Origin of the sequence: Streptomyces sp. NPDC087428 (genome assembly GCF_044744085.1) — a bacterium.
GTDB lineage: Bacteria > Actinomycetota > Actinomycetes > Streptomycetales > Streptomycetaceae > Streptomyces.
This window is the reverse complement of sequence record NZ_JBIUXR010000007.1, coordinates 205,607-225,922: the sequence shown is the minus strand read 5'-3', so window position 1 is coordinate 225,922 and position 20,316 is coordinate 205,607. Positions and strand designations below refer to the sequence as shown.

At 71.5% G+C, this 20,316-nt stretch carries 20 protein-coding genes and 1 pseudogene; 10 read left to right on the top strand and 11 right to left on the bottom strand.

Annotated features, from left to right (window positions below; translation table 11 throughout):
* Positions 1-97: 97 nt before the first annotated feature.
* The gene (locus tag ACIO3R_RS17035; protein ID WP_402106610.1) at positions 98-1,336 is read left to right on the top strand and encodes a Cmx/CmrA family chloramphenicol efflux MFS transporter; all 1,239 of its coding nucleotides are present in this window, start codon (positions 98-100) and stop codon (positions 1,334-1,336) included.
* A 6-nt stretch (positions 1,337-1,342) separates the two neighbouring features.
* Here the strand turns inward: ACIO3R_RS17035 and ACIO3R_RS17030 are convergent, their stop codons facing one another.
* Together ACIO3R_RS17030 and ACIO3R_RS17025 are read right to left on the bottom strand one after the other, a co-directional pair.
* Positions 1,343-1,615, bottom strand: coding sequence for a DUF4031 domain-containing protein (locus ACIO3R_RS17030; protein ID WP_402106356.1), 273 nt, complete (start codon positions 1,613-1,615; stop codon positions 1,343-1,345).
* Positions 1,612-1,980 carry a hypothetical protein gene (locus ACIO3R_RS17025; protein ID WP_385037458.1) on the bottom strand — a complete coding sequence of 123 codons (369 nt, stop codon included), beginning with the start codon at positions 1,978-1,980 and terminating at the stop codon, positions 1,612-1,614. Before ACIO3R_RS17025 ends, ACIO3R_RS17030 begins: the two co-directional genes overlap by 4 nt.
* A gap of 100 nt (positions 1,981-2,080) precedes the next feature.
* Between ACIO3R_RS17025 and ACIO3R_RS17020 the strand changes: the two genes are divergently transcribed.
* The 3 genes from ACIO3R_RS17020 (at position 2,081) to ACIO3R_RS17010 (ending at position 5,633) form a co-directional block, all read left to right on the top strand.
* Positions 2,081-2,998, top strand: coding sequence for a MurR/RpiR family transcriptional regulator (locus ACIO3R_RS17020; protein WP_073732940.1), 918 nt, complete (start codon positions 2,081-2,083; stop codon positions 2,996-2,998).
* 92 nt (positions 2,999-3,090) lie between these two features.
* Positions 3,091-4,056, top strand: a complete 966-nt coding sequence (gene murQ / locus ACIO3R_RS17015) for an N-acetylmuramic acid 6-phosphate etherase (RefSeq protein ID WP_385037454.1) — start codon at positions 3,091-3,093, stop codon at positions 4,054-4,056.
* A 41-nt stretch (positions 4,057-4,097) separates the two neighbouring features.
* Complete coding sequence (locus ACIO3R_RS17010) at positions 4,098-5,633, top strand: PTS transporter subunit EIIC (protein WP_402106352.1); 1,536 nt, start codon at positions 4,098-4,100, stop codon at positions 5,631-5,633.
* A 72-nt stretch (positions 5,634-5,705) separates the two neighbouring features.
* Here the strand turns inward: ACIO3R_RS17010 and ACIO3R_RS17005 are convergent.
* The 6 genes and pseudogenes from ACIO3R_RS17005 to ACIO3R_RS16980 form a co-directional block, all read right to left on the bottom strand.
* Positions 5,706-5,855 (bottom strand): annotated as a pseudogene (locus ACIO3R_RS17005) (Uma2 family endonuclease); the annotation flags it as partial.
* Positions 5,856-6,001: 146 nt separating this feature from the next.
* A complete protein-coding gene (locus ACIO3R_RS17000; RefSeq protein ID WP_402106349.1) occupies positions 6,002-6,883 on the bottom strand; it encodes an EamA family transporter in 882 nt (293 codons plus the stop codon).
* Between the two features lie 220 nt (positions 6,884-7,103).
* Positions 7,104-7,919 (bottom strand): inositol monophosphatase family protein, encoded by an 816-nt coding sequence (locus ACIO3R_RS16995; RefSeq protein ID WP_402106348.1) that lies wholly within the window; start codon positions 7,917-7,919, stop codon positions 7,104-7,106.
* 54 nt (positions 7,920-7,973) lie between these two features.
* The gene (locus ACIO3R_RS16990; RefSeq protein ID WP_385037442.1) at positions 7,974-8,216 is read right to left on the bottom strand and encodes a hypothetical protein; all 243 of its coding nucleotides are present in this window, start codon (positions 8,214-8,216) and stop codon (positions 7,974-7,976) included.
* Positions 8,206-8,448: a hypothetical protein gene (locus ACIO3R_RS16985; RefSeq protein WP_385037439.1), complete on the bottom strand. Its 243-nt coding sequence runs from the start codon at positions 8,446-8,448 to the stop codon at positions 8,206-8,208. Before ACIO3R_RS16985 ends, ACIO3R_RS16990 begins: the two co-directional genes overlap by 11 nt.
* 712 nt (positions 8,449-9,160) lie before the next feature.
* On the bottom strand, positions 9,161-9,514 hold the full coding sequence (locus tag ACIO3R_RS16980) for a beta/gamma crystallin domain-containing protein (protein WP_385037436.1): 354 nt from the start codon (positions 9,512-9,514) through the stop codon (positions 9,161-9,163).
* Between the two features lie 409 nt (positions 9,515-9,923).
* On the opposite strand from ACIO3R_RS16980, the gene ACIO3R_RS16975 reads away from it, so the two are divergent.
* Positions 9,924-10,907 (top strand): helix-turn-helix domain-containing protein, encoded by a 984-nt coding sequence (locus tag ACIO3R_RS16975; protein ID WP_402106343.1) that lies wholly within the window; start codon positions 9,924-9,926, stop codon positions 10,905-10,907.
* A gap of 181 nt (positions 10,908-11,088) precedes the next feature.
* Here the strand turns inward: ACIO3R_RS16975 and ACIO3R_RS16970 are convergent, their stop codons facing one another.
* Together ACIO3R_RS16970 and ACIO3R_RS16965 are read right to left on the bottom strand one after the other, a co-directional pair.
* Positions 11,089-11,583, bottom strand: coding sequence for a hypothetical protein (locus ACIO3R_RS16970; protein WP_402106341.1), 495 nt, complete (start codon positions 11,581-11,583; stop codon positions 11,089-11,091).
* A 157-nt stretch (positions 11,584-11,740) separates the two neighbouring features.
* Complete coding sequence (locus tag ACIO3R_RS16965) at positions 11,741-13,216, bottom strand: MFS transporter (RefSeq protein WP_402106338.1); 1,476 nt, start codon at positions 13,214-13,216, stop codon at positions 11,741-11,743.
* 176 nt (positions 13,217-13,392) lie between these two features.
* Here ACIO3R_RS16965 and ACIO3R_RS16960 point away from each other — a divergent pair, with 176 nt between their 5' ends.
* From ACIO3R_RS16960 to ACIO3R_RS16950, 3 genes are all read left to right on the top strand, one after another.
* Complete coding sequence (locus ACIO3R_RS16960) at positions 13,393-14,106, top strand: TetR/AcrR family transcriptional regulator (protein WP_402106335.1); 714 nt, start codon at positions 13,393-13,395, stop codon at positions 14,104-14,106.
* A gap of 394 nt (positions 14,107-14,500) precedes the next feature.
* The gene (locus ACIO3R_RS16955) at positions 14,501-15,322 is read left to right on the top strand and encodes a hypothetical protein (RefSeq protein ID WP_402106607.1); all 822 of its coding nucleotides are present in this window, start codon (positions 14,501-14,503) and stop codon (positions 15,320-15,322) included.
* An 86-nt stretch (positions 15,323-15,408) separates the two neighbouring features.
* The gene (locus ACIO3R_RS16950; protein ID WP_385037424.1) at positions 15,409-15,969 is read left to right on the top strand and encodes a DinB family protein; all 561 of its coding nucleotides are present in this window, start codon (positions 15,409-15,411) and stop codon (positions 15,967-15,969) included.
* Between the two features lie 107 nt (positions 15,970-16,076).
* Here the strand turns inward: ACIO3R_RS16950 and ACIO3R_RS16945 are convergent, their stop codons facing one another.
* Complete coding sequence (locus tag ACIO3R_RS16945; RefSeq protein WP_402106332.1) at positions 16,077-18,086, bottom strand: glycosyl hydrolase family 28-related protein; 2,010 nt, start codon at positions 18,084-18,086, stop codon at positions 16,077-16,079.
* A gap of 605 nt (positions 18,087-18,691) precedes the next feature.
* Between ACIO3R_RS16945 and ACIO3R_RS16940 the strand changes: the two genes are divergently transcribed.
* Together ACIO3R_RS16940 and ACIO3R_RS16935 are read left to right on the top strand one after the other, a co-directional pair.
* Positions 18,692-19,465 carry a GntR family transcriptional regulator gene (locus ACIO3R_RS16940; RefSeq protein WP_402106330.1) on the top strand — a complete coding sequence of 258 codons (774 nt, stop codon included), beginning with the start codon at positions 18,692-18,694 and terminating at the stop codon, positions 19,463-19,465.
* 53 nt (positions 19,466-19,518) lie between these two features.
* Positions 19,519-20,298 carry a sulfite exporter TauE/SafE family protein gene (locus tag ACIO3R_RS16935; protein WP_402106328.1) on the top strand — a complete coding sequence of 260 codons (780 nt, stop codon included), beginning with the start codon at positions 19,519-19,521 and terminating at the stop codon, positions 20,296-20,298.
* Positions 20,299-20,316 lie beyond the last annotated feature (18 nt).

The following is a 20,316-nucleotide window of genomic DNA, read 5'->3' as shown; positions in this document are numbered from 1 at the left end:
TCCCTCCCGGTCCGGGTGGCCGCGCGGCGCGGGAATGTAACAGGCAATCGTGCTGTTGGCACCTGTCATGCCCGACTCTGCCGCGCGCCGCTCGCGTATGCCCCTGGCCGTATACATTCTCGGCCTCTCCGTCTTCGCCCTCGGCACCAGCGAGTTCATGCTCTCCGGACTGCTGCCGCCCATAGCCGACGACATGAACGTGTCGATCCCGCGCGCCGGGCTCCTCATATCCGCGTTCGCGATCGGCATGGTGGTGGGCGCCCCGCTGCTCGCCGTCGCGACGCTCCGGCTGCCGCGCCGCACCACGCTCATCGCGCTGATCTCGGTCTTCGGCCTCGGCCAGGTCGCGGGCGCGCTCGCTCCGACGTACGAGATCCTCTTCGCCTCCCGGGTGATCAGCGCCTTCGCGTGCGCCGGGTTCTGGGCCGTGGGTTCCGCGGTCGCCATCGCGATGGTCCGGGTGGACCAGCGGGCCCGCGCCATGGCCGTGATGATCGGCGGGCTGTCCATCGCCAACGTGCTGGGGGTGCCGCTGGGCGCCTTCCTCGGAGAGAACCTCGGCTGGCGGTCGGCGTTCTGGGCGGTCGGCGTGGCCTCCGCGATCGCCCTCGTCGGGGTGGCGACGCTGATCCCCCGCATCCCCGTCCCGGACGAGAAGCCGCAGCTGAAGCGGGAGATGGGCATCTACCGCGACCGGCAGGTGTGGCTGTCCATCGTGATCACCGCGCTCGCGGCCGGTGGTGTGTTCTGCGCGTTCAGCTATCTCGCGCCGGTGCTGACGGACGTCGCCGGGCTGGACTCCGGCTGGGTACCGGCCGTGCTCGCCCTGTTCGGGGCCGGTGCGCTGATCGGTACGACGATCGGCGGTCGGGTCGCGGACGCGCACCTGTTCGGGGTGCTGCTGAGCGGGATCACGGCGTCGACGGTCTTCCTGGCCGCGCTGGCGCTGTTCGCCTCCAACCAGGTCGCCGTGATCGTGCTCTCGTTCCTGCTGGGCCTGTCGGCGTTCTACACGGCCCCGGCGCTGAACGCCCGGATGTTCAACGTCGCGGGCGCCGCCCCCACCCTGGCCGGTGCGACGACCACCGCCGCGTTCAACAGCGGCAACACCGGTGGCCCCTGGCTGGGCGGCACGGTGATCGACGCGGACTTCGGGTACGCGGCGACCGCGTGGGCGGGGGCGGCGATGACCGTGCTGGCGCTGGTGGCTGTGGTGTTCTCGTTGCGGCTCCAGCGCAGCCGCAACGCGTCCTCCCTGCTGGTGGCGGGCGCGCCGGCCGCCAGGTCGGCGCCGGAGAGTGCGGCGCCGGAGTGCGCGCCCTCGACGACCGCCTGAGCGCGCTCAGCCCGGTGCCGGGCGGCCCTTCGGGCGGCGCAGCCCGGCTTCGGTGATCCGGCGGACCAGTTCCTTGGACCCGATCTGCCGGGCCCCGGCCCGTACCGCGTCCGCGTACCGGGCCTCCGGTACGTCGTAGTGGTCCCGCTCGAAGGCCCGCTCCGGGCAGCCGATGGACGCGGCGAAGCCGTGCAGTTCGTCGAACGACTCGTCGCTGACCAGGTGCGACCAGAACCGCCCGTGCCCCGGCCAGTCCGGCGGATCGATGTAGAGGGTCACGGGCGCGCTGTCCCGCCGAGCGAGCCGACCGGGGCGACCGCCACGGCGGCCTTCGTGCAGACCCAGTGCGGGTCGGGGCCCAGTTCCGGTTCGACGTCGAGGGCGTGCGGGTCGCCCGCGTCGCAGACCGGGCACAGCGGCCAGCGGCCGTACTCCTCCAGCAGCGCGTCCTGGACGTCCTGGGCGACGAGGCCGACCACGAACTCCGCCCCTTCCGGCCACTGCTCGACCCACCAGCGCCGGTGCGTCACCGCGTCCTCGACCATCGAGACGATCTGCGCCTGCGCGACGTCTCCGGCGGCGAGGTCGGCCATGACACGTGCGCGGGCGGTGTGCAGCGCCTGCTCCAGGGGATTCAGCTCCATACCGCCATTGTCCACCTGTGCGCGGGACCGCCCCGCCGCCGCCAGAGGTCAGGACCAAAGGGGGGTTGACGGACCTGCGCGTTGAAAATATCTTTCAAATGTGACCAATGACCTGAAGGAAAGTTTCAGCGCTGATTCGCCGCCCGCCCCGGCAGCCCTCGCCGCCAAGGTGCGCACGCTCGCGCCGTCCATGACCCGCTCCATGCAGCGGGTCGCCGAGGCGGTCGCGGGCGATCCGGCGGGCTGCGCCGCTCTGACGGTCACCGGTCTCGCCGAGCTCACCGGCACCAGCGAGGCCACCGTGGTCCGCACCGCCCGCCTCCTCGGCTACCCCGGCTACCGCGACCTGCGCCTCGCGCTCGCCGGTCTCGCCGCCCACCAGCAGTCCGGCCGGGCCCCCGCCGTCACCGCCGACATAGCGGTCGACGACCCGATCGCCGACGTGGTCGCCAAGCTCGCCTACGACGAGCAGCAGACCCTCGCCGACACCGCCGCCGGGCTCGACACCGTGCAGCTCGGTGCCGCCGTGGCCGCCGCCGCCACCGCTCGCCGGATCGACATCTACGGGGTCGGCGCCTCCTCGCTCGTCGGCCAGGACCTGGCGCAGAAGCTGGCCCGGATCGGCCTGATCGCGCACGCCAACATGGACCCGCACCTCGCGGTCACCAACGCCGTGCAGCTCCGCGCCGGTGACGTGGCCATCGCGATCACCCACTCCGGTTCGACCGGTGACGTCATCGAGCCGCTGCGGGTCGCCTTCGACCGCGGCGCGACGACGATCGCGATCACCGGACGCCCCGACGGGCCGGTCACCCAGTACGCCGACCACGTACTGACCACGTCCACGGCACGCGAGAGCGAGCTGCGCCCCGCCGCCATGTCGAGCCGCACGAGCCAGCTCCTGGTCGTCGACTGCCTGTTCATCGGCGTCGCGCAGCGTACGTACGAGACGGCGGCCCCGGCCCTCGCCGCCTCCTACGAGGCGCTGGCCCACCGCCACAACCCACGCACCCGCTGACCTCCGGGTTCCGCATAAGGAACCCCGCCCAGTCCATCTCCGCACCCGCACCCGCAGAGCCGTACGAGTTCAAGAAAGCAGAGCCGCTCTCCATGACCTCCACCACCGACGCCGACGCCACCGCCCCCGACGGATACGGGGAGCTGCGCGCCCAGCTCGCGACGCTCACCACCGAGGCCTTCCGCCCCGAGCTCGCCGACATCGACCAGCTGGCCACCGCGGAAATCGCCCGGATCATGAACGGCGAGGACCAGACCGTCCCCGCCGCCGTCGCCGCCCGGCTGCCCGAGATATCCGCCGCGATCGACGCCACCGCGGCGCGCATGTCCCGCGGCGGCCGGCTGATCTACGCGGGCGCCGGCACCGCGGGCCGCCTCGGTGTGCTGGACGCCAGCGAGTGCCCGCCCACCTTCAACACCGACCCGGCGGACGTCGTCGGCCTCATCGCGGGCGGCCCGTCCGCGATGGTCACCGCCGTCGAGGGCGCCGAGGACAGCAAGGAGCTGGCCGCCGCCGACCTCGACGCGCTGGGCCTCACCGCCGACGACACGGTGGTCGGTATCTCCGCCTCCGGCCGTACGCCGTACGCGATCGGTGCCGTCGAGCACGCCCGTACCAAGGGCGCGCTGACGATCGGCCTGTCCTGCAACGCGGACTCCGCGCTGGGCGGCGCCGCCGAGCACCCCCTTGAGGTCGTCGTCGGCCCGGAGCTGCTCACCGGCTCCACCCGGCTCAAGGCGGGCACCGCCCAGAAGCTCGTCCTCAACATGCTCTCGACGATCACGATGATCCGGCTCGGCAAGACGTACGGAAACCTCATGGTCGACGTCCGCGCCTCCAACGAGAAGCTGCGCGCCCGCTCCCGGCGGATCGTCTCGCTGGCCACCGGGGCGTCGGACGCCGAGATCGAGGCCGCGCTCGCCGCCACCGACGGTGAGGTGAAGAACGCCATCCTCACGATCCTCGGCCAGGTCGACGGCCCCACCGCCGCCACGCTCCTGTCCGCGTCGGACGGCCACCTCCGCGCCGCGCTCGCCGCCGCCCCCCGCACCACCTGACCCTTCTGCCCCACCCCCCGCACAGCAAGGCACCACGCACCATGGCTACAGAAGACAAGAACCGCGCCACTGCCGCCGCGATCCTTCCGCTCGTCGGTGGCGCCGCGAACGTCAGCTCCATCGCCCACTGCATGACCCGGCTCCGGCTCGGTCTGCACGATCGCTCGCTCGTCCAGGACGACGCGCTGAAGGCCGTCCCCGCCGTCATGGGCGTGGTCGACGACGACACGTACCAGATCGTTCTCGGTCCCGGTACGGTCGCCCGCGTCACGCCGGAGTTCGAGAAGCTCGTCGAGGAGGGCCGGGCGTCCGCGCCGGAGCCCGCCGCCGTGCCGGTCACGGCCGATGAGCTCGCCGCGCAGGGCGCCGGGATGAAGGCGGCACGGAAGGCGAAGAACGCCACCCCGTTCAAGCTCTTCCTGCGCAGGATCGCCAACATCTTCGTCCCGCTGATCCCGGCCCTGATCGGCTGCGGCATCATCGCGGGGCTGAACGGCCTGCTGGTGAACCTCGGCTGGCTGCCGTCCGTCACCCCCGCCCTGGCGGCGATGGCGTCCGGCTTCATGGCCCTGATCGCGGTCTTCGTCGGCTACAACACGGCGAAGGAGTTCGGCGGTACGCCGATCCTCGGCGGTGCGGTCGCGGCCATCATCGTCTTCCCGGGCGTCGCGAACATCGAGGCGTTCGGCCAGAAGCTCTCCCCCGGCCAGGGCGGCGTACTCGGCGCCCTGGGCGCTGCGGTGCTCGCGGTGTACGTGGAGAAGTGGTGCCGCCGCTGGGTCCCGGAGGCGCTGGACGTCCTGGTCACCCCGACCCTGACGGTCCTGATCTCCGGCCTGGTGACGATCTTCGGCCTGATGTACGTGGCGGGTGAGGTCTCCACCGCGATCGGTACGTTCGCGGACTGGCTGCTGTCCAACGGCGGCGCGGGCGCGGGCCTGGTCCTCGGCGGGTTCTTCCTGCCGCTGGTCATGCTGGGCCTGCACCAGGCGCTGATCCCGATCCACACGACGCTGATCGAGCAGCAGGGCTACACGGTCCTGCTCCCGATCCTCGCCATGGCAGGCGCCGGCCAGGTCGGTGCGGCCATCGCTGTGTACTTCCGCCTCCCCCGCAACGAGTCGATCCGCAAGACCATCAAGTCCGCCCTGCCCGCGGGCTTCCTGGGCGTCGGCGAACCCCTGATCTACGGGGTGTCGCTGCCGCTGGGCCGCCCGTTCATCACGGCGTGCGTGGGCGGTGCGTTCGGCGGCGCGTTCGTCGGCTTCTTCAACCAGCTCGGCGACGCGGTCGGCTCCACCGCGATCGGCCCGTCCGGCTGGGCCCTGTTCCCGCTGCTGGACGGCAACCACGGCCTGGGCGCGACGATCGCGATCTACGCGGGCGGTCTGCTGGTCGGCTACCTGGCCGGCTTCGTCGCCACGTACTTCTTCGGCTTCAGCAAGGACCTGCTGACGGAGTTCAACGTGTCGCAGGAACCGGCGGCCGACTCCCCGGCGACCGCCGGCTCCCCGGCCACGGCGACCGCCGCGTCCGGCGGTCCGGATTCCCTGGCGAAGGCCCCTGCCGGGGTCTGACGGCCCTGCCCCGGAACACCTGAATGCGGCGGCACCCACACGGTGCCGCCGCATTCGCGTTCCGCCTCGGACGGGGAAGGCGTCCGTGGCCGGCGTGACGTCGAAGGGCGCGGGCAGGCCGAGCGGCTTGCCGAACGGCACCGCCTCGGAGCGCTTGTACGTGCCGTCCTCGTTCGGCTCGGTGAACAGCGTGCTCATCGCCCCACGCGTGTCGAACCGGTCGGTTGCTCGACCATCGCGGCGGTCATCGCGGTCCCTTCTCCCGAAGCCTGTCGCGGGAGCGTGGATCGACGGTTCCGCGGCGCAGGGCCGCTTCCCTCCGCGTCCCACGATCGTGTGACGGGCGCGCTGAACCCGCCCCGCTCGATTCAGCGTTCGGAGGCGACCGGCTCGGACGACCGGGCCGGCTGGACGGTGACGAGGGCGATCCCCGCACAGCACACCGCCAGCAACAGCAGTTCGGCGGGCGAGGGCGCGGGCGCGGTGTCCAGGGCCCAGTCGCCGAGCCGGACCGTGAAGGGCACCGCCAGTTGGACGGCGGCCGTGAAGACCGGGCCGCGGAGCAGGATGAGGCGGTGCTGCACGAGGTAGGCGGGGGCGTAGACGACCGCGCCGAGCACCACGATCCCGCCCGTCGCGGCGAGCGTCGGAGGGTGGGCGATCAGCGCGGGCAGCGACATCGGGAGCAGCAGACACGTGGCCGCCGCGAGCAGCACGGGCAGCACGGCCAGCGGCGGCAGCCCGGACAGCCGGTCCCGGTACAGGAACCCGTACACCGCGAACGCCACCGTCGCGGCCGCCACCAGCAGCAGCCCCATCGCGTCCAGGTCCCCGGCGTCCGCGCCCAGCGCGGCGTATCCGGCGGCCGCCGCGCAGGCCAGGGCGGCGCCCGCCGCCCTGCGGGGCCCGGACCGTTCGCCGAAGAACAGCGCGCCGACGGCCACCGAGGCGCACGGCATCAGTGCGACGACGAGGTTCGTCAGGGAGGTGCCGATACGGGGGATGGCGAGCAGGGTGCCCGCCGCGTACCCGGCGAAGCCGAGCAGGCCCAGCAGCCAGACGGTCCCCGGCCGGGCGGCGGCCCGCCGCAGGTCCGCCCGGCCGCTGGTGCTCGACGCGGCGACAACGGTGAGCACCAGGCAGCACACGGCGGTACGGCCCACCGCGACGATCAGCGGATCGGTCCCGGTGACGAGGGCTCCGGAGAGCAGCCAGGTGCCGGAGAGCAGCAGGACCAGAACGGCCGGCATCAAGCATCCTTTCCACGAGCGAGGACCAAGAACGAGAACCACGGACGAGAACCACGGATGAGAACCGCGGACGAGGATCGCGCGTGAGGGCCCCGGGCGAGGATCGCGGGTGGCCTCTCATGGCCGAGGGGCCGCCCGAACGCTACGGCAGCCGCCCCTCAGGCGACACCTCGTCCGAGGTGCGAGGCACCGGCCACGGAGGCGCCCGACGCGTGACCGCTCAGCGGCCGGACGGGGCCTGGTTCCTGATCATCTCCAGCAGCAGGGCGTGCGTCTCCCGGTCGGCCGCCACCACCAGGCCGCCCGCGCCGGTGTGCGGCGGCTGGCCGTGAATGCCGGTCACCACGCAGCCCGCCGCTTCGCACAGGGCGATCCCGGCGGCGAAGTGCACACTGTCGCGCAGCCGGCCGTCCGTGACGTACGCGGCCCTGCGCCCTGCCGCCACCCAGGCCACCGCCAGCGTGCTGGAGACGACGCGCGGCCGGAAGTGCTCCGCGAACTCCGGTGCGGCCAGCAGGCCGACCGCCCGGAAGTCCGGTGCGTTGGGGAACGGCGGGTCGAGGTTGACGTCCACCAGCCGGGACCCGGACGAGGGCGCCAACTCCTCGTCCGCACCGCCCCTTCGAAGCCGGGCGAGCGCGCCGTCGGTCCAGAACACCTCGTCGGCGAACGGGTCGGCCGCCGCTGCCGCCGTGATGGCGGACCCGTCGCGCAGGGCGACGTTCACCGCGACCACCATGGTGTTCACGGCGTAGTTCAGCGTGCCGCACAAGGGGTCGACCAGCCAGCGGCGTTCAGCAGCCTCCGACCCGGTGCGGCCGCTCTCCTCACCCGTCACCGCGTCATCGGGCCGGGCGGTGCGCAGGATGTCGAGGATGGTCTTCTCGGCCGCGAGGTCGGCGGCCGTCGCGAAGTCACCGCCGGACTTCTCGAAGCGCTCCGGCGATGTCCCGTACATGTCCCGGACCACCGCCGCTCCCGACTGCGCCGCCCTGACAGCCAGTTGTGCGTCGCTTTCCGTGTTCATGCTCAGCATGAGTGCAGGCTATCCGCGCCCGTTCCCGCCGCGGCCGGACACCCCCTCGCACCCTCATCTCGGCAGCTGCCCCTCCCGGTTGACCTCCGTCACGCGGGCCCGCAGCACCAGCCCCGGCGGGGCCGGGCGGACGGCGTCGGGCGGGCAGTCCCACTCCGGGCCCCCGCCGGGCGGCCGCAGCCGCACATAGGGCCCGACGCACCCGGTCACCCGGCCCACCCGCCCGTCCCGCACATCCACGGCGAAGGACCCCGGTTCCGGTGTACACGCCTCGGGCTCACCGTCGTCACCCACCATGACCGGCCGCCTTCCCGTCCAGCACACTGCTCAGCCGTCGCACCGTGTCGAGGTTGCAGCGCCCCAGATCGACGAGCACGGCCGGCCCGCTGCCCGCGCACGAGACCGGGTCGACCCGCAGCGACGGCAACGTGATCCCGACCCCCGCGAATCCCTCCCGCAGCCTCTCCACCGCCTCTTCCGCCTCCCGCACTCTGCCCGCCGTCACCCTGCGCCGTTCCGTAGTGGTCATGATCCATTCCTTCCACGCTGAGTAGTGTCAATGCATACCCAGCGTGCTCTTTCTCTCGTTGGCCTCGAAGTTCTCGACGGGTCAGGCATCCCCCGAGCAGCGAGCCGTACGAGCTTCCGTGGATGGTGAGCCGGGTCTCGCCGAGGGCGGCCCGCAGCGCGTCCAGGTCCTGGACGGTCCGGGCCGTGTCGAGGTGATCGAACACCGGGCCGGTGCGGGCGCGGCAGTCGGCGCGGAGCCGCTCGTTGTACGCGAGGGTGGCGTCGAAGTCCGCCTGGCTCGCCATGTCCGCCGCCGGCCGCCGGGCGAGCAGGTCGCCGGAGCACGCCACCGGACTGCTGCCGCGGCACCCGGGTGGTCCGGGTCGGCGCAGGGCGTCCACCGCAGGGCGGGGGCGGCGAGGGCGGTCCCCTCGGGCACGGCCGTGCTCCGCACGGCGGTGCGCCGTGACGCGCCTGTCTCCTTGACGGGCATGAGTCGTCCTCCTGGCGAGGGTGAGCAGGGAGGAGTCGGGGTGCATCAGGAGCCCAGAACCCGGAACCTGTACGGAACATGCCGATACAAGCCGCGCGGAAATCGCACAGCTTGCATCGGCGATCCGGCACAGGTGAATTCAGCCCCAGCCAGAATTCAACTGCCCCGGAAGATGATTGAAACCCTGAAGAATCGCGGGTCGGTACGGCCTTCCCCGGGTACCGGCCCCGCTCATCGGTTAAAGGATTTCAATGTCCTTGACCCGTGGGGGGTTGTTCGGGAACGTGATGTCGGTCCACCGGTTGATGCGCACCGAGTCGCCGTTCGCGTCGTAGTAGATGAGGTCGTTGTTGCCCGTCGAAATACGGTCGACCCACCAGCTGCCGAAGGACGTCCGCCCCTTGTTGGCGTAGCAGTCCACGCTGGTGCGACCGTCCAGGTGGGACCAGACCTTCAGGAAGTTCTCGCCACCCCGGCACTCGACGTGGTTGATGGCGAAGGCGTTGCCCGTGGGCATGACGATCGTGACCGCCGCGGTGGCGGCGATCGCCACACCCACGGAACGGGCGATCCTCTTCGTCCTTGAGATCACAAGTGCTCCTTCATTCGATGCTCGAACAGAATTGCCATGTCGCAGCCGGGCGAATGAAGAGGCGCCGAAAACATATTTGCCTATCTCCGCACGACGCAACGGCTCTTCCGTCGCCCCGCTTATTTCTCGTGCTCCACGAAGATCCAGCAAGGCGACTGCACATGGCAATCGCCCACGACCCCTGGGTCCGGAATGCAGCCATAAATGTCTAGATCGAGACGGTAGGAGGGTTTCGCACCTTTCCTTCTCCCGGCAGCCGACAGCATCCCGGGGCAGCCGGCCGCGGTGCGCCCGCGTGAGACCCGTCGGCCGCGCGTGCGCTTTTGCTCCCTTGTGTTCACAGCCTGTCGAGGGTTTGCTGTTATTTGTCCTGCACTGTGGGGACGCACACCATGCCGAAGGGGGACAGATGGCCGAGTCGGTGTTCTGTTGGGAGGAGTTACCCGAGGAGGAACGGTTCCCGCGCTGGCGGGACATGGCATGTGACAGCCACGCACCCAACGAGGTCGATTCCGAGCAGGCCCACGACTTCCGGGCGACGTTACGGGTGCTGGGCCTGGGTCCGGTGAGTGTCTCCGCCCTCGACTGCCCGCCGCTCCGCTCGGACCGCACCCCGAGGCTGATCCGGCAGTCCGATCCGGAGCTGTACAACCTCACCCTCACCCAGCGCGGGAGCGCCGGCGCCGTCCACGCCGACCGGGAGATCCAGCTGGGCGCGGGCGATCTGATGCTGTCCAGCACCTCGCTGCCCCTGCGCACCAGGATGGCCACCGACCACTCGTCGGTGGCCATGATCGACGTGCTCTTCCCCCAGACCCTGCTGCCCCTGCCCAGAGGGGCCGCGGACCGGCTGCTCACGCTGCCGTTCTCCGGGCAGACGGGTCTCGGCGTTCTCCTCGCCGAGTTCCTCACCCGGCTGACCGCCGAATCCGCCTCGTACGGGCCGGCCGACGCCGAGCGGCTCGGGGCGGTGACCATCGACCTGGCGGCGGCGATGCTCGCCCACCACCTCGACGACACGACCCCGCCCGAGGCCCACCCCGAGGCCCTCGCGACACGTATCCGCGGCTTCGTCCGTCAGAACCTGCGCGATCCCCAGCTGACCCCCCGCCAGATCGCCGCTGCCCACCACATCTCGCTGCGCACCCTGCACCGGGTCTTCCAGCGCCAGGGCGCCACGGTCACCGCCTGGATCCGTCAGCAGCGACTCGACGGCGCCCGGCGCGACCTCACCAACCCCGCGCTGGCCGCGCGCCCCATCCACGCCATCGCGACCACGTGGGGCTTCCCCCGCGCCGCCGACTTCACCCACCTCTTCCGCGCCACGTACGGCATGCCGCCCAGCGAATACCGTCACACCGCCACGCCCGGCGGACACGAGATCCGTTCATAGACGAGGCGGGGGCGGGGCGGGGCGGCGCAGGGCGGCAAGGCAGGGCCCGCGGCCGATCCGGGCATACGCGAGTGGCCCCTCACCCTTGCCACGGATGAGGGACCGCCCCACTCCTCGGCTTCACCGATGCGGATTCACCGATGCGGATTCACCGATGCGGTTTCGCCGATGCCCGAACCGATCAGTCGGCGATGGTCCCGCTGTTGGTGCTCGCGCCGTTGAACTGGAGGTAGTACTCGGCGTTCTTGGTCGACTTCTTGAAGATGACCGTCCACACCCCCGCCTTGGCGTCGACCCAGCCGTGGCACTTGCTGTGCGTACAGACCCGCACGGACCGGCGGGAGTTGGTCTTGATGTTGATGTCGTCGCAGTTGCCCCTGACCTTGGTCCACTGACCGCGCTTGGGCCAGTGCGCGTTGTCGCCGTTGCCCGCCTCGGCCGAGTACGAGCGGGCACTGCCGTAGCAGGAGACCGCCGCGCCGCTGCTGTGGGTACTGGCGGCCTGGGCAGGAACGGTGAGGGCCGTGAGGACCGCGGCAGCGCTGATCAGCGTCGCCGCGACACGCCTGTTCGTGGTGATGATGACTTCCTCCTGTTGCTCGTGCGCGTCCCCGTGGACCAGTCGGCATACGGGGGGACACAGACCGACATATCGCCAGTCGGACCGCTCACTCACGGACGATGCCAGGGGCCGCACCGCGAGGCGTTGGTTCTCCGTGCCAGGCACTTGGGACCAAGTGCCTTGGTTCCGGACCCGCTACGCCGACCGGACCCGCTACGCCGGTCCCGGACCTCTACGCCGGTCCCGGACCCTCTACGCCGGTCCGGACCCGCTACGCCTCCTCGTGCTCCTGCGCCGGGGCGTGCCGGGGCAGGAGGCGCAGGGCGGGGAGGCAGGCCGCGGTGACGGCGAGGACCGTGACGAGGCTGACCGTCATGGCGTGGGCGGGGGCGCCGGAGTGGAAGTAGACCGTGGTGACGGTGGCGGAGCCGATGCCCGCGGCGAGTTGCTGGACGGCGCTGAGGGAGCCGCTGGCGCTGCCCGCCTCGTCGGGGTCGATGCCGCCGAGGGCGATGTCGAAGATGGTCCCGAAGCAGGCGCCCATGCCCATGCCGGTGAGGAGGACGGCCGGGGTGAGCGTCCACAGGGTGAGGTCGGTGCCCTGGGTGAGGACGAGGGCGAGCAGCCAGCCGCCGCCGGCGAGGGTGATCAGCATGCCGATGAGGATGAGGGTGCGGCCCAGCCGCTTGATGAGGACCATCCCCGCGCCTGCGGAGATGATGATGCCGATGGTCAGGGGCAGCAGCCCGAGGGCGGTGTCGCCGGGCGACGCGTGCAGTGCCTGCTGCATGAACAGCGACATGACGTAGACCAGTCCGCTGGTGACGGCGAAGTACAGCAGGCCGACGGCCAGGCCGGACGTGAAGCCCCGGTTCCTCAGCAGTGACGGCTTGATCAGCGGGTTGGTGGCCGACTTCTGGCGGCCGGCGAACAGGACGAAGAACACGGCGCCCGCGATCAGACTGCCGACGGGCACCACGCCCCAGCCACTGCCGGAGCCCTCGATGAGGCCGAAGAGCAGGCCGAACATCGTCAGGGCGAGCAGGGCGGCGCCGGTGCCGTCGACCGTGACCGACGCGTCGCGGTCGCTGCGGGGCAGCATCCGCGCGGCCACGAACGTGCCGACGGTGCCCAGCAGGATGTTGATCAGGAAGATCGGGCGCCAGGACAGCCCCGCGACGTCCGCGTCGATGATGAATCCGGCCAGGATCGGGCCGCCGACCGTCGCCAGACCGAGCAGGGGCCCGAAGAGGCTGAACGCCTTGCGGAGCATGTCGCGCGGGAAGGTCTTCGTCATGATCGCCATGCCCTGCGGGATGAGCAGGGCACCGAACGCCCCCTGCACGACACGGGCGACGATCATGAGCGCCGGATCGGGCGAGAGGCCGCAGACGGCGGAGGCGAGCGTGAAGCCCGTCATGCCGATCAGGAACAGCCGCCGCTGGCCGAACTTGTCACCGAGGCGTCCGCCGATGACGAGCAGGACGCCCATGGCCAGGGCGTAGGACGAGCCGAGCCACTTGATCAGGGACTCTCCGCCTCCGATGTCGTGCTCGATCGTGGGGGCGGCGATGTTGGTGACGGTGGAGTCGATCATGTCGAGCGCGTCGGCGACGAGAACCAGCGCGAGGATCAGCCACAGCGCGAACCGGGTCGGGGACGTACCGGTCGACGCGGGCGTTGGCGCGGATGCCGACGCGGGTGCTGACAGCGGCGTTGGCGTGGGCGTGGGTGCGGGTACGGACATGGCGGCCATCTCCTTCGTACGGAGTCGAGGGGTGCGGGGTGGCACGGGGTGGAGTGGGCTTCAGGACGCCCCGGCACCTCATCACCGTAACGAACATGTTCGTGACGAACAAGTTCGTCACGAACGCGTTTGGTCCGAACTTGTTCGCCTCCTGCCCGTTCGTTACGGTGGGCCGCATGGGATCCGAGACCGACCAGCCACGACGCAGCCGCCGGGAGCGCCCGGCCAAACCCGCACTGTCGCGGGACGGGATCGTGGCCACGGCGGTCGGGATCATGCGGTCCGAAGGGCTGGGCAAGGTGACCATGCGCCGCCTGGCGCAGGAGCTGGACACGGGCCCGGCCTCGCTCTACGTGTACGTCGCCAACACGGCCGAGCTGCACGCGGCGATCCTCGACGAGCTGCTCGGCACGCTGCGCGTCGAGGACGGCGGCGACTGGCGCCGGCGGCTGGAGGGGCTGCTCACCTCGTACACGGGCACCCTTTTCACGCACCCCGGCCTGTCGCGTGCCGCACTGGTGATCCGCCCCAGCGGCCCGCACTACCTCCGGCTGGTCGAGTCACTGCTCGCCCTGCTCGACGAGGGCGGCATCCCGCCCGGTCAGGCGGCCTGGGGCGTGGACGTACTGCTTCAGTACGCGACCGCGACAGCGGCCGAGCAGGCGACACGGGACCAGTCCACCGACACGCAGGCCGAGTGGGACTCCCTCACGGGCGCCCTGCACGGAACGTCGGAGCGCACCCACCCGCACATCGCGGGCCTAGCCGCGCAGCTGGTCTCCGGCACGGCGGAGCAGCGCATGGCGTGGGGCATCGCGACCCTGCTCAACGGCATCAGCGCCACTCCCCTGCCCGCAGAGGACGTCTCGGCCGAGGGCGCACAGATCTGACAGTTCCGGGCCGACGCCAGGCCCGGCTCCAGACCCGGTTCCGGCCCGGCTCCTGGCCCGGCTCCCGGCCCGGCCCCCGGCCCGGCTCCAGGTCAGCTCCCCGTCACACCCCGGAGCTCAAGCGTCGAGCCCCGAGCGCTCTTTCAGCGGAATGGGTGGAGGGATTGAATACCCACCCGCCCACCCTGACCGGCAAGTTGACCGTTTGTGACCGACTTGCGACCGGTGGTAGCGACGCTCTAGCGTCAGCCGAACCAAGACGGCCCCCGTCGGTGCAGAAACACCTAACGGGGGCCTGACCACTTCGATCGTCAGGACCGATCTCATGGCTGTCAGCCAGCTTAGTGCCGCCCTTCCCCCCGCGCCGGTACCTCCGCCCACGTTCGACCACCCGATGGCCAACCCCGGGTACGGCAAGCGTTCGGCCCCGGCTCAACGCCCGCGCACCGGACACGACTTCGCTCACCTCCTCCCCCGTGACGCGGCCGTCGCCGCGTACATCGACGGGCTCTGTGACGGCGCCGACATCTCCGTGAAGACCCTCGCCAAGGCGCTCCCGTACGGACAGTGCGCCCTGCGGACCACGCTGAACCGGCTCCAGGAAGCGGGCCACCTGCGCCGGGGCAGCGAGTGCGTCGCGACCGACGAGGTACTGCTCTGGGTCACGCGGACGTTCTTCTCCCGCACCTCGCGCGGGGACGAGTGGTGGGACGCCTTCACCCGGGGCGACGTACCGCAGGAGCAGCCATCCCAACGCCCCACCCGCTCACGGTCGTTCATCTTGCTCGCCGCCCTCGGGCGCAAGGCGCCCGCGCTGTCGCTGTCGCAGGCGGACTGCGTCGCACTGGAACCACAGATCGGCGAATGGTTCGAGCGCGGCGCCACCGAGGCGGAGATCCTGCACGCCCTGACCGAAGGCCTGCCGACACCGGTCCACCACGCTGCCGCACTCGTCCGCCGCCGCCTGCGGGACAAACTGCCACCCGTACGCGTGGCGTCCCCCGCCCACCACGTCGTTCTGCGCACCCTGGAGTGCGGCCGGTGCCGCGCACCCGGCGGCCCGGAAGCGATGCGGGGCGGCCTCTGCCGCACCTGCCGGGGCACCATCCCCGCCCCCACCGGCCCCGCGGACGCCGTACCCGTCCAGGGCGTACGGGCCAGGATGAGCGCGGTACGGGCGGGGCTGGTACCCCGGGCGGAGCGCACCCACCGGTAGTCGGCGGCCCCCTGCCGGTGGATGGAGCGCCCGCGCACGCCGCAAACCACTGGCGGGTGCGGGCCCTCACGGACGACCATGGCCCCATGAGCGACCAACCCGCACGATGGAGCCAGGCAACCGTCTACCCCGACATGTGGGCCGACCCCGACGACGACCCCCGCAACAGCGACGGGACCAGCCCGGACGGCGAACTCCCCACCCTCCAGGAGTTCCTGACGGACTACCGCCACACCCTGCGGATGAAGTGCGAGGGCCTGGACGCGGAGCAGCTCGCCCGCCGGCCGGTTCCGCCGTCGACGATGTCACTGCTCGGTCTGGTCCGGCACCTCGCGGAGGTGGAGCGGGACTGGCTCAACTGGATCACCGACGGTGAACCGCGGCCGAAGCTGTACGGCGAGCGGGACGCGGACTTCGACGGGGCTGTCGCGGACCGGGCCGTGGTCGACGCCGCCTACGCCGACCTGGCCCGCGAACAGGCCGCGACCGATGCCGCCCTGGCCGCGCACCCGGACCTGGGCACGCGCCTGGGCAAGGACGGCATCGCGGTACGGGAGCTGCTGGTGCACCGGATCGAGGAGTACGCCCGTCACTGCGGCCATGCCGACCTGCTGCGCGAGTGCATCGACGGGCGGGTGGGGCAGTGACCGGATGAGCCGACAGCCGGCCGGACCGCCCCCCTCGGGCGGCCCGGCCGGCTTTCGGTGCGGCACGCCAGGACGTACCGCCGCCGGGATGTTCCTGCCGTCCGGCGTTACCACGCTCCCGGCGCCGGGGGCGGGACGACCTCCGGGCGGTCGTCGCAGGTGATCGTGTTGGGGAGCAGCCAGGGGGCCAGCCAGCCGCCGTCGTTGCCGCCGAGGTCCGTGAGGGCGAACTCCGAGCCGGTCGCGGGGAAGTTGAACGAGCCGCAGTTGTTGACGCCGACCGCGCCCACATGGCGCGCGTCCACGTTCTCGAACGTGGCGCCGCCCGCCGCGCGGGCGCTCAGCACGGACGTACCGGTGCCGTCGACCTTGATGTCCTTGAAGTGGACGCCCTTGATGACGTACTGGTCCTTCACACCCCAGTCGGAGACCAGCATGATCGCGTTGTAGGTGCTGTCGAGGAAGTTGTTGCCGGTGACCCGGATGTCCGCGTCGATGCTCTTGTCGAGGGCGAAGATCCAGAGGGCGCCGAGGCCGATGTTCCAGTTGAGTTCGTACGTACCGGAGCGGACCGTGGTGTTGGCCGTGAGGTTCAGCTTTCCGGCGAAGGCCTCGGCGCCGAAGCGGGAGCCGATGTGCAGGGCGCTGCCCTCGCGGATCGGGTCCGCGACCAGGTTGTTCGAGACCCTGTTGTCGGTGCCGCCGTAGATCGCGATGCCGTTGGCGAGGACCGGGGTCTGGACGGTGTTGTGGTCGAAGGTGTTGCGGGCGTTCGCGGTCTTCTCCGACCACATGGCGAGGCCGTCGTCGCCGGAGTTGCGCACGAAGGTGTGGGCCACGCGTGAATCGGTCACGCCCGTGTGGAAGTTGAGGGCGTCGGCGATCTGGTCGACGATGATGTTGCCGGTGATCCGCAGGTTCGACATCGGGCCGTCGAACCACATGCCGACCTTGGTGTGGCTGATGTGCAGGCCCTCGATGGTCGAGTCACTGAGCGCGCCGCCGATCCCGTTGACCTGGTCGGTGTCGATGCGTTCGCGTACGTCGCCCTCGATGGCGAAGCCGGACAGGTGGACGTTGCGGCTGCCGCCGTCCGCCGCGTCCTTGCCGTAGAAGCCGACGCCGGTGTGGACCGAGCCGTCGGGGGCCGGGCGGTCGAGCGCGACCTCGCGGCCCTTGATCTTCGTGTACCAGTTGCCCGCGCCGACAATGGTGACGTCGTCGACGACGATGTGCCGGTTGACCTGGTACGTGCCCGGCGGGATGTACACCTTGAGGTGGGTGCGCCTCGCGAAGGCGACGGCCTTGTCGATCGCGGTCGCCGAGTCGCGCCGGCCGGTCGGATCGGCCCCGAACGCAAGGACGTTGGCCGCGAGCAGCTCGACGCGCGGGAGGCCGACGAGCTCCGAGTCCAGCAGGTCGATGGCCGTCCGCGCGGCCCGGCTGCCGGCCGGGACGGTGAGCCGTACGGTGTCGCCCGCGCGGTACGTACGGCCGAGCAGGAGGCGCTGCTCGTCGTAGAAGTGGCTGGGCCGGTACGGCTTCGCGATGACCGGGGCCGGGGTCGTCTCACTGGGTACGCAGGAGCACTCGGTGATCCACCAGTCGGGGTGGAGCAGCCCGGCGCCCGGGTCGTTGGAGAAGGGGTACTGGTTGTACAGCCAGGCGTACTGCGAGGTGAGCGTCATCGTGGAGCGCTTCTTGCCGTTCACCGCGACGTCCAGCGGTGCGGTGATCCCGCCGCCGTTCGGGGCGTCCGGAATGCTGTAGCGCACGGTGATCGCGTTGGCGGCGCGCGGCAGCGTGAACTCGACGTGCTCGCCCGGCTCCAGGCTGACCGCCTTGCGGCCGGACGCCTCGGCGGGGAGCGTGTACGCGGTGCGGTCGGGGCCGATGACCGTGCCGTTCGTCGCGGCGTTCTCGGCCTCCTGCTCGACGAAGGCCACGTCCGCGCCCCGCCCGGCCACGAGCGCCGGATCGAGGGCGGCCCGGGTCACGGCGGAGGCCGTGGCGGGGGATGCGGCGGGGGATGCGGCGGGGGATGCGGCGGGGCCCTGCTGACCGGCCAGCGCGGGCGTGCCCGCCAGTACGCCGAGGCCGACGGCAGCCGCGGTCATCGAGGCAACCGCGGCCGCGCACAAGGCTGTTCGCCGCGGTCTTCGCGACCTCACTTCGGTACCGGTGATCTTCCGTGACATCGCATGCCCGTTTCTCTGAGGCGGAGTGCGCAACTGGGGACGACCTGGAGTTCGGGGAGGGGCGGCCGCCGTGGAGGTGAGGCGACAGTAGGACCCGTACGTCCCGGTCCACAAGACTTCTGCCAGAAGGTTCCGTCAGATTGCTGTTCAACTGCACATGTTCGTCGGATTTTTGCGTGGCGAGGGCGTTTCGTTGCGAGATCTCGCGTGCTGCCGCGCGGCGTCCCTGGCGCACTCCCCGGACGGCACCGGCTACGTCCACCTCATCGCCACCCGGGAACACCGGCTCGATCACGTTCCACCGCCGCCTCGGCTTCGACGCCGAGACCGTCGAGGTCAGCGGCAAATCGGCCCCCGGGGCGCCTGCGGGGCGGGGAGTCCCTGGCGGAGCGCCCCGCGTGCCGGACAAACGCGCAGCTCAGACGTTTTCGCAGGTCAGATTGGGTGGCGTAACTTCGGCGTAACGTCCTGGGGCGTGATGGCGGGTTAGCGTGAGGGCCGAGAGGAAGTGATGAAAACACCCCATGCGTGACGAACACCCCCCGCGCCGGGAGAGGCAGCCGCTGACCCGCGCCGAACGAGCGCGACGGATCGCGGACACGCTGCGCCAGCGGATCACCTCCGGTCTCTACGAGGACGGCATGCTGCCCGACGAACGCGCCCTCGGCCACGTGCTCGGCACCACCCGCAACACCGTCAGGGAAGCCCTCGGACTGCTGCGCGACGAAGGGCTGATCACCCGCAGGCGCGGCATCGGCACCCAGATCGTGACGGCGAAGTACGGGCACGGCCTCGACCGCCTCACCGGGCTGGCGGAGACCCTCGTCGGCTACGGCGCCGTGACGAACACGGTGCGCGCGGCCCGGATCGTGCCGCACGCGCCGAAAGCCGTCACCGAGCGGCTCCACCTGGCCGACGGCTCCGACGCCGTGTACCTGGAACGGCTGCGCAGCCTGGACGGCCGGCCGCTCTCCGTCGACTCGACCTGGCTCGCCCCCGACATCGGGCGGCCCCTCCTCGACTGCGACCTCGCCCACCGGGACGTCTTCACCCTCATCGAGGAGACCACCGGGAACCGGCTCGGCAGCGCCGAGATCACCGTGCACGCCGTCACCGCCGAACCGGACACCGCACGCCTCCTCGGCATCCCCACCGGAGCGGCCCTGTTCGTGATCGACCGCCTCACCCGGCTGGCCGACGGGCGCCCCGTGGACAGCGAGTCCCTGCGGGTACGCGCCGACCGGTTCGCCCTGCACACGCTGCTGCACCGCGGCGCCGTACCGCCCCGCACCGCCTGACCAGCGCGTTTCCCCCGCTCCCCACTTCCGGCACCGCCGGCGGAGGCACCCTCATGTCCTGGACCCCCGACGCCCTCACGATGGTTCTGCTCGCCCTGTTCGGCCTCGCGGGAGGCATCGGGATCACCGCGATCGGGCCGGGCGGGGTGCTGCCCACCATCGGCATGTTCCTGCTGACCGGGCTCAGCCCGGCCGGCGTCGCGGGCACCGCCATCGTCACCCATGTGGCGACGGGCGTCCTCGGCACCGCCGCGTACACCCGGTCGGGACAGCTGCGGGACCCGGCCACGCGCCGCACCGCCGTCGTCCTCGCCGCGAGTGCCCTCGTCGGCACACCCGTCGGCGTACTGCTCAACACCCTCGTCCCGGGGCGGTGGTTCGGCATCCTGCTGGCCTGCGCGGTCACCGTGACCGGCCTGCTGGTGTGGCTCCGCGAGCGCCGCACGGCACCCTCGCGGGCGGCCGGGGCCCCGGTGCGCGTACCGCTCCCGCTGACCGTCGCGGTGGGGGTGACGGTGGCCGTCGCGGCGGGACTCCTCGGCCTGGGCGGACCGATGCTGAGCGTGCCCCTCCTGGTCGTCTGCGGGCTCCCGGTGCTGTCCGCGCTGGCCGCCGCGCAGGCCCAGTCCGTGGTGATCGCGAGCGTGGGCACCATCGGCTACGTGCAGCACGGCTCCGTCGACTGGACCCTGGCCGCCGTGGTCGGCGTGCCGGAACTGGTGGGGGTGATCGTGGGCTGGCGCATCGCCCGGTCGGTCCCGGACCGCCGTCTCAAGTACGCCCTCGTCGGCATGCTCCTGGCGCTGGCCCCCTACCTCGCGTTCCACTCCTGAGGCGCGGGCGGAGCCGGA

Excerpts from the sequence above, each read along its gene's own strand:
- ACIO3R_RS16935 (WP_402106328.1), top strand. The coding sequence starts at position 19,519 with ATGTCCTGGACCCCCGACGCCCTCACGATGGTTCTGCTCGCCCTGTTC.
- ACIO3R_RS16965 (WP_402106338.1), bottom strand. The coding sequence starts at position 13,216 with ATGTCCGTACCCGCACCCACGCCCACGCCAACGCCGCTGTCAGCACCC.
- ACIO3R_RS16990 (WP_385037442.1), bottom strand. The coding sequence starts at position 8,216 with ATGGTGGGTGACGACGGTGAGCCCGAGGCGTGTACACCGGAACCGGGG.
- ACIO3R_RS16945 (WP_402106332.1), bottom strand. The coding sequence starts at position 18,086 with ATGACCGCGGCTGCCGTCGGCCTCGGCGTACTGGCGGGCACGCCCGCG.
- ACIO3R_RS17000 (WP_402106349.1), bottom strand. The coding sequence starts at position 6,883 with ATGCCGGCCGTTCTGGTCCTGCTGCTCTCCGGCACCTGGCTGCTCTCC.
- murQ (WP_385037454.1), top strand. The coding sequence starts at position 3,091 with ATGACCTCCACCACCGACGCCGACGCCACCGCCCCCGACGGATACGGG.
- ACIO3R_RS16985 (WP_385037439.1), bottom strand. The coding sequence starts at position 8,448 with ATGACCACTACGGAACGGCGCAGGGTGACGGCGGGCAGAGTGCGGGAG.
- ACIO3R_RS16950 (WP_385037424.1), top strand. The coding sequence starts at position 15,409 with ATGAGCGACCAACCCGCACGATGGAGCCAGGCAACCGTCTACCCCGAC.
- ACIO3R_RS17010 (WP_402106352.1), top strand. The coding sequence starts at position 4,098 with ATGGCTACAGAAGACAAGAACCGCGCCACTGCCGCCGCGATCCTTCCG.
- ACIO3R_RS17025 (WP_385037458.1), bottom strand. The coding sequence starts at position 1,980 with ATGGAGCTGAATCCCCTGGAGCAGGCGCTGCACACCGCCCGCGCACGT.
- ACIO3R_RS17035 (WP_402106610.1), top strand. The coding sequence starts at position 98 with ATGCCCCTGGCCGTATACATTCTCGGCCTCTCCGTCTTCGCCCTCGGC.
- ACIO3R_RS16995 (WP_402106348.1), bottom strand. The coding sequence starts at position 7,919 with ATGCTGAGCATGAACACGGAAAGCGACGCACAACTGGCTGTCAGGGCG.
- ACIO3R_RS16955 (WP_402106607.1), top strand. The coding sequence starts at position 14,501 with ATGGCCAACCCCGGGTACGGCAAGCGTTCGGCCCCGGCTCAACGCCCG.
- ACIO3R_RS16975 (WP_402106343.1), top strand. The coding sequence starts at position 9,924 with ATGGCCGAGTCGGTGTTCTGTTGGGAGGAGTTACCCGAGGAGGAACGG.
- ACIO3R_RS16940 (WP_402106330.1), top strand. The coding sequence starts at position 18,692 with ATGCGTGACGAACACCCCCCGCGCCGGGAGAGGCAGCCGCTGACCCGC.
- ACIO3R_RS16960 (WP_402106335.1), top strand. The coding sequence starts at position 13,393 with ATGGGATCCGAGACCGACCAGCCACGACGCAGCCGCCGGGAGCGCCCG.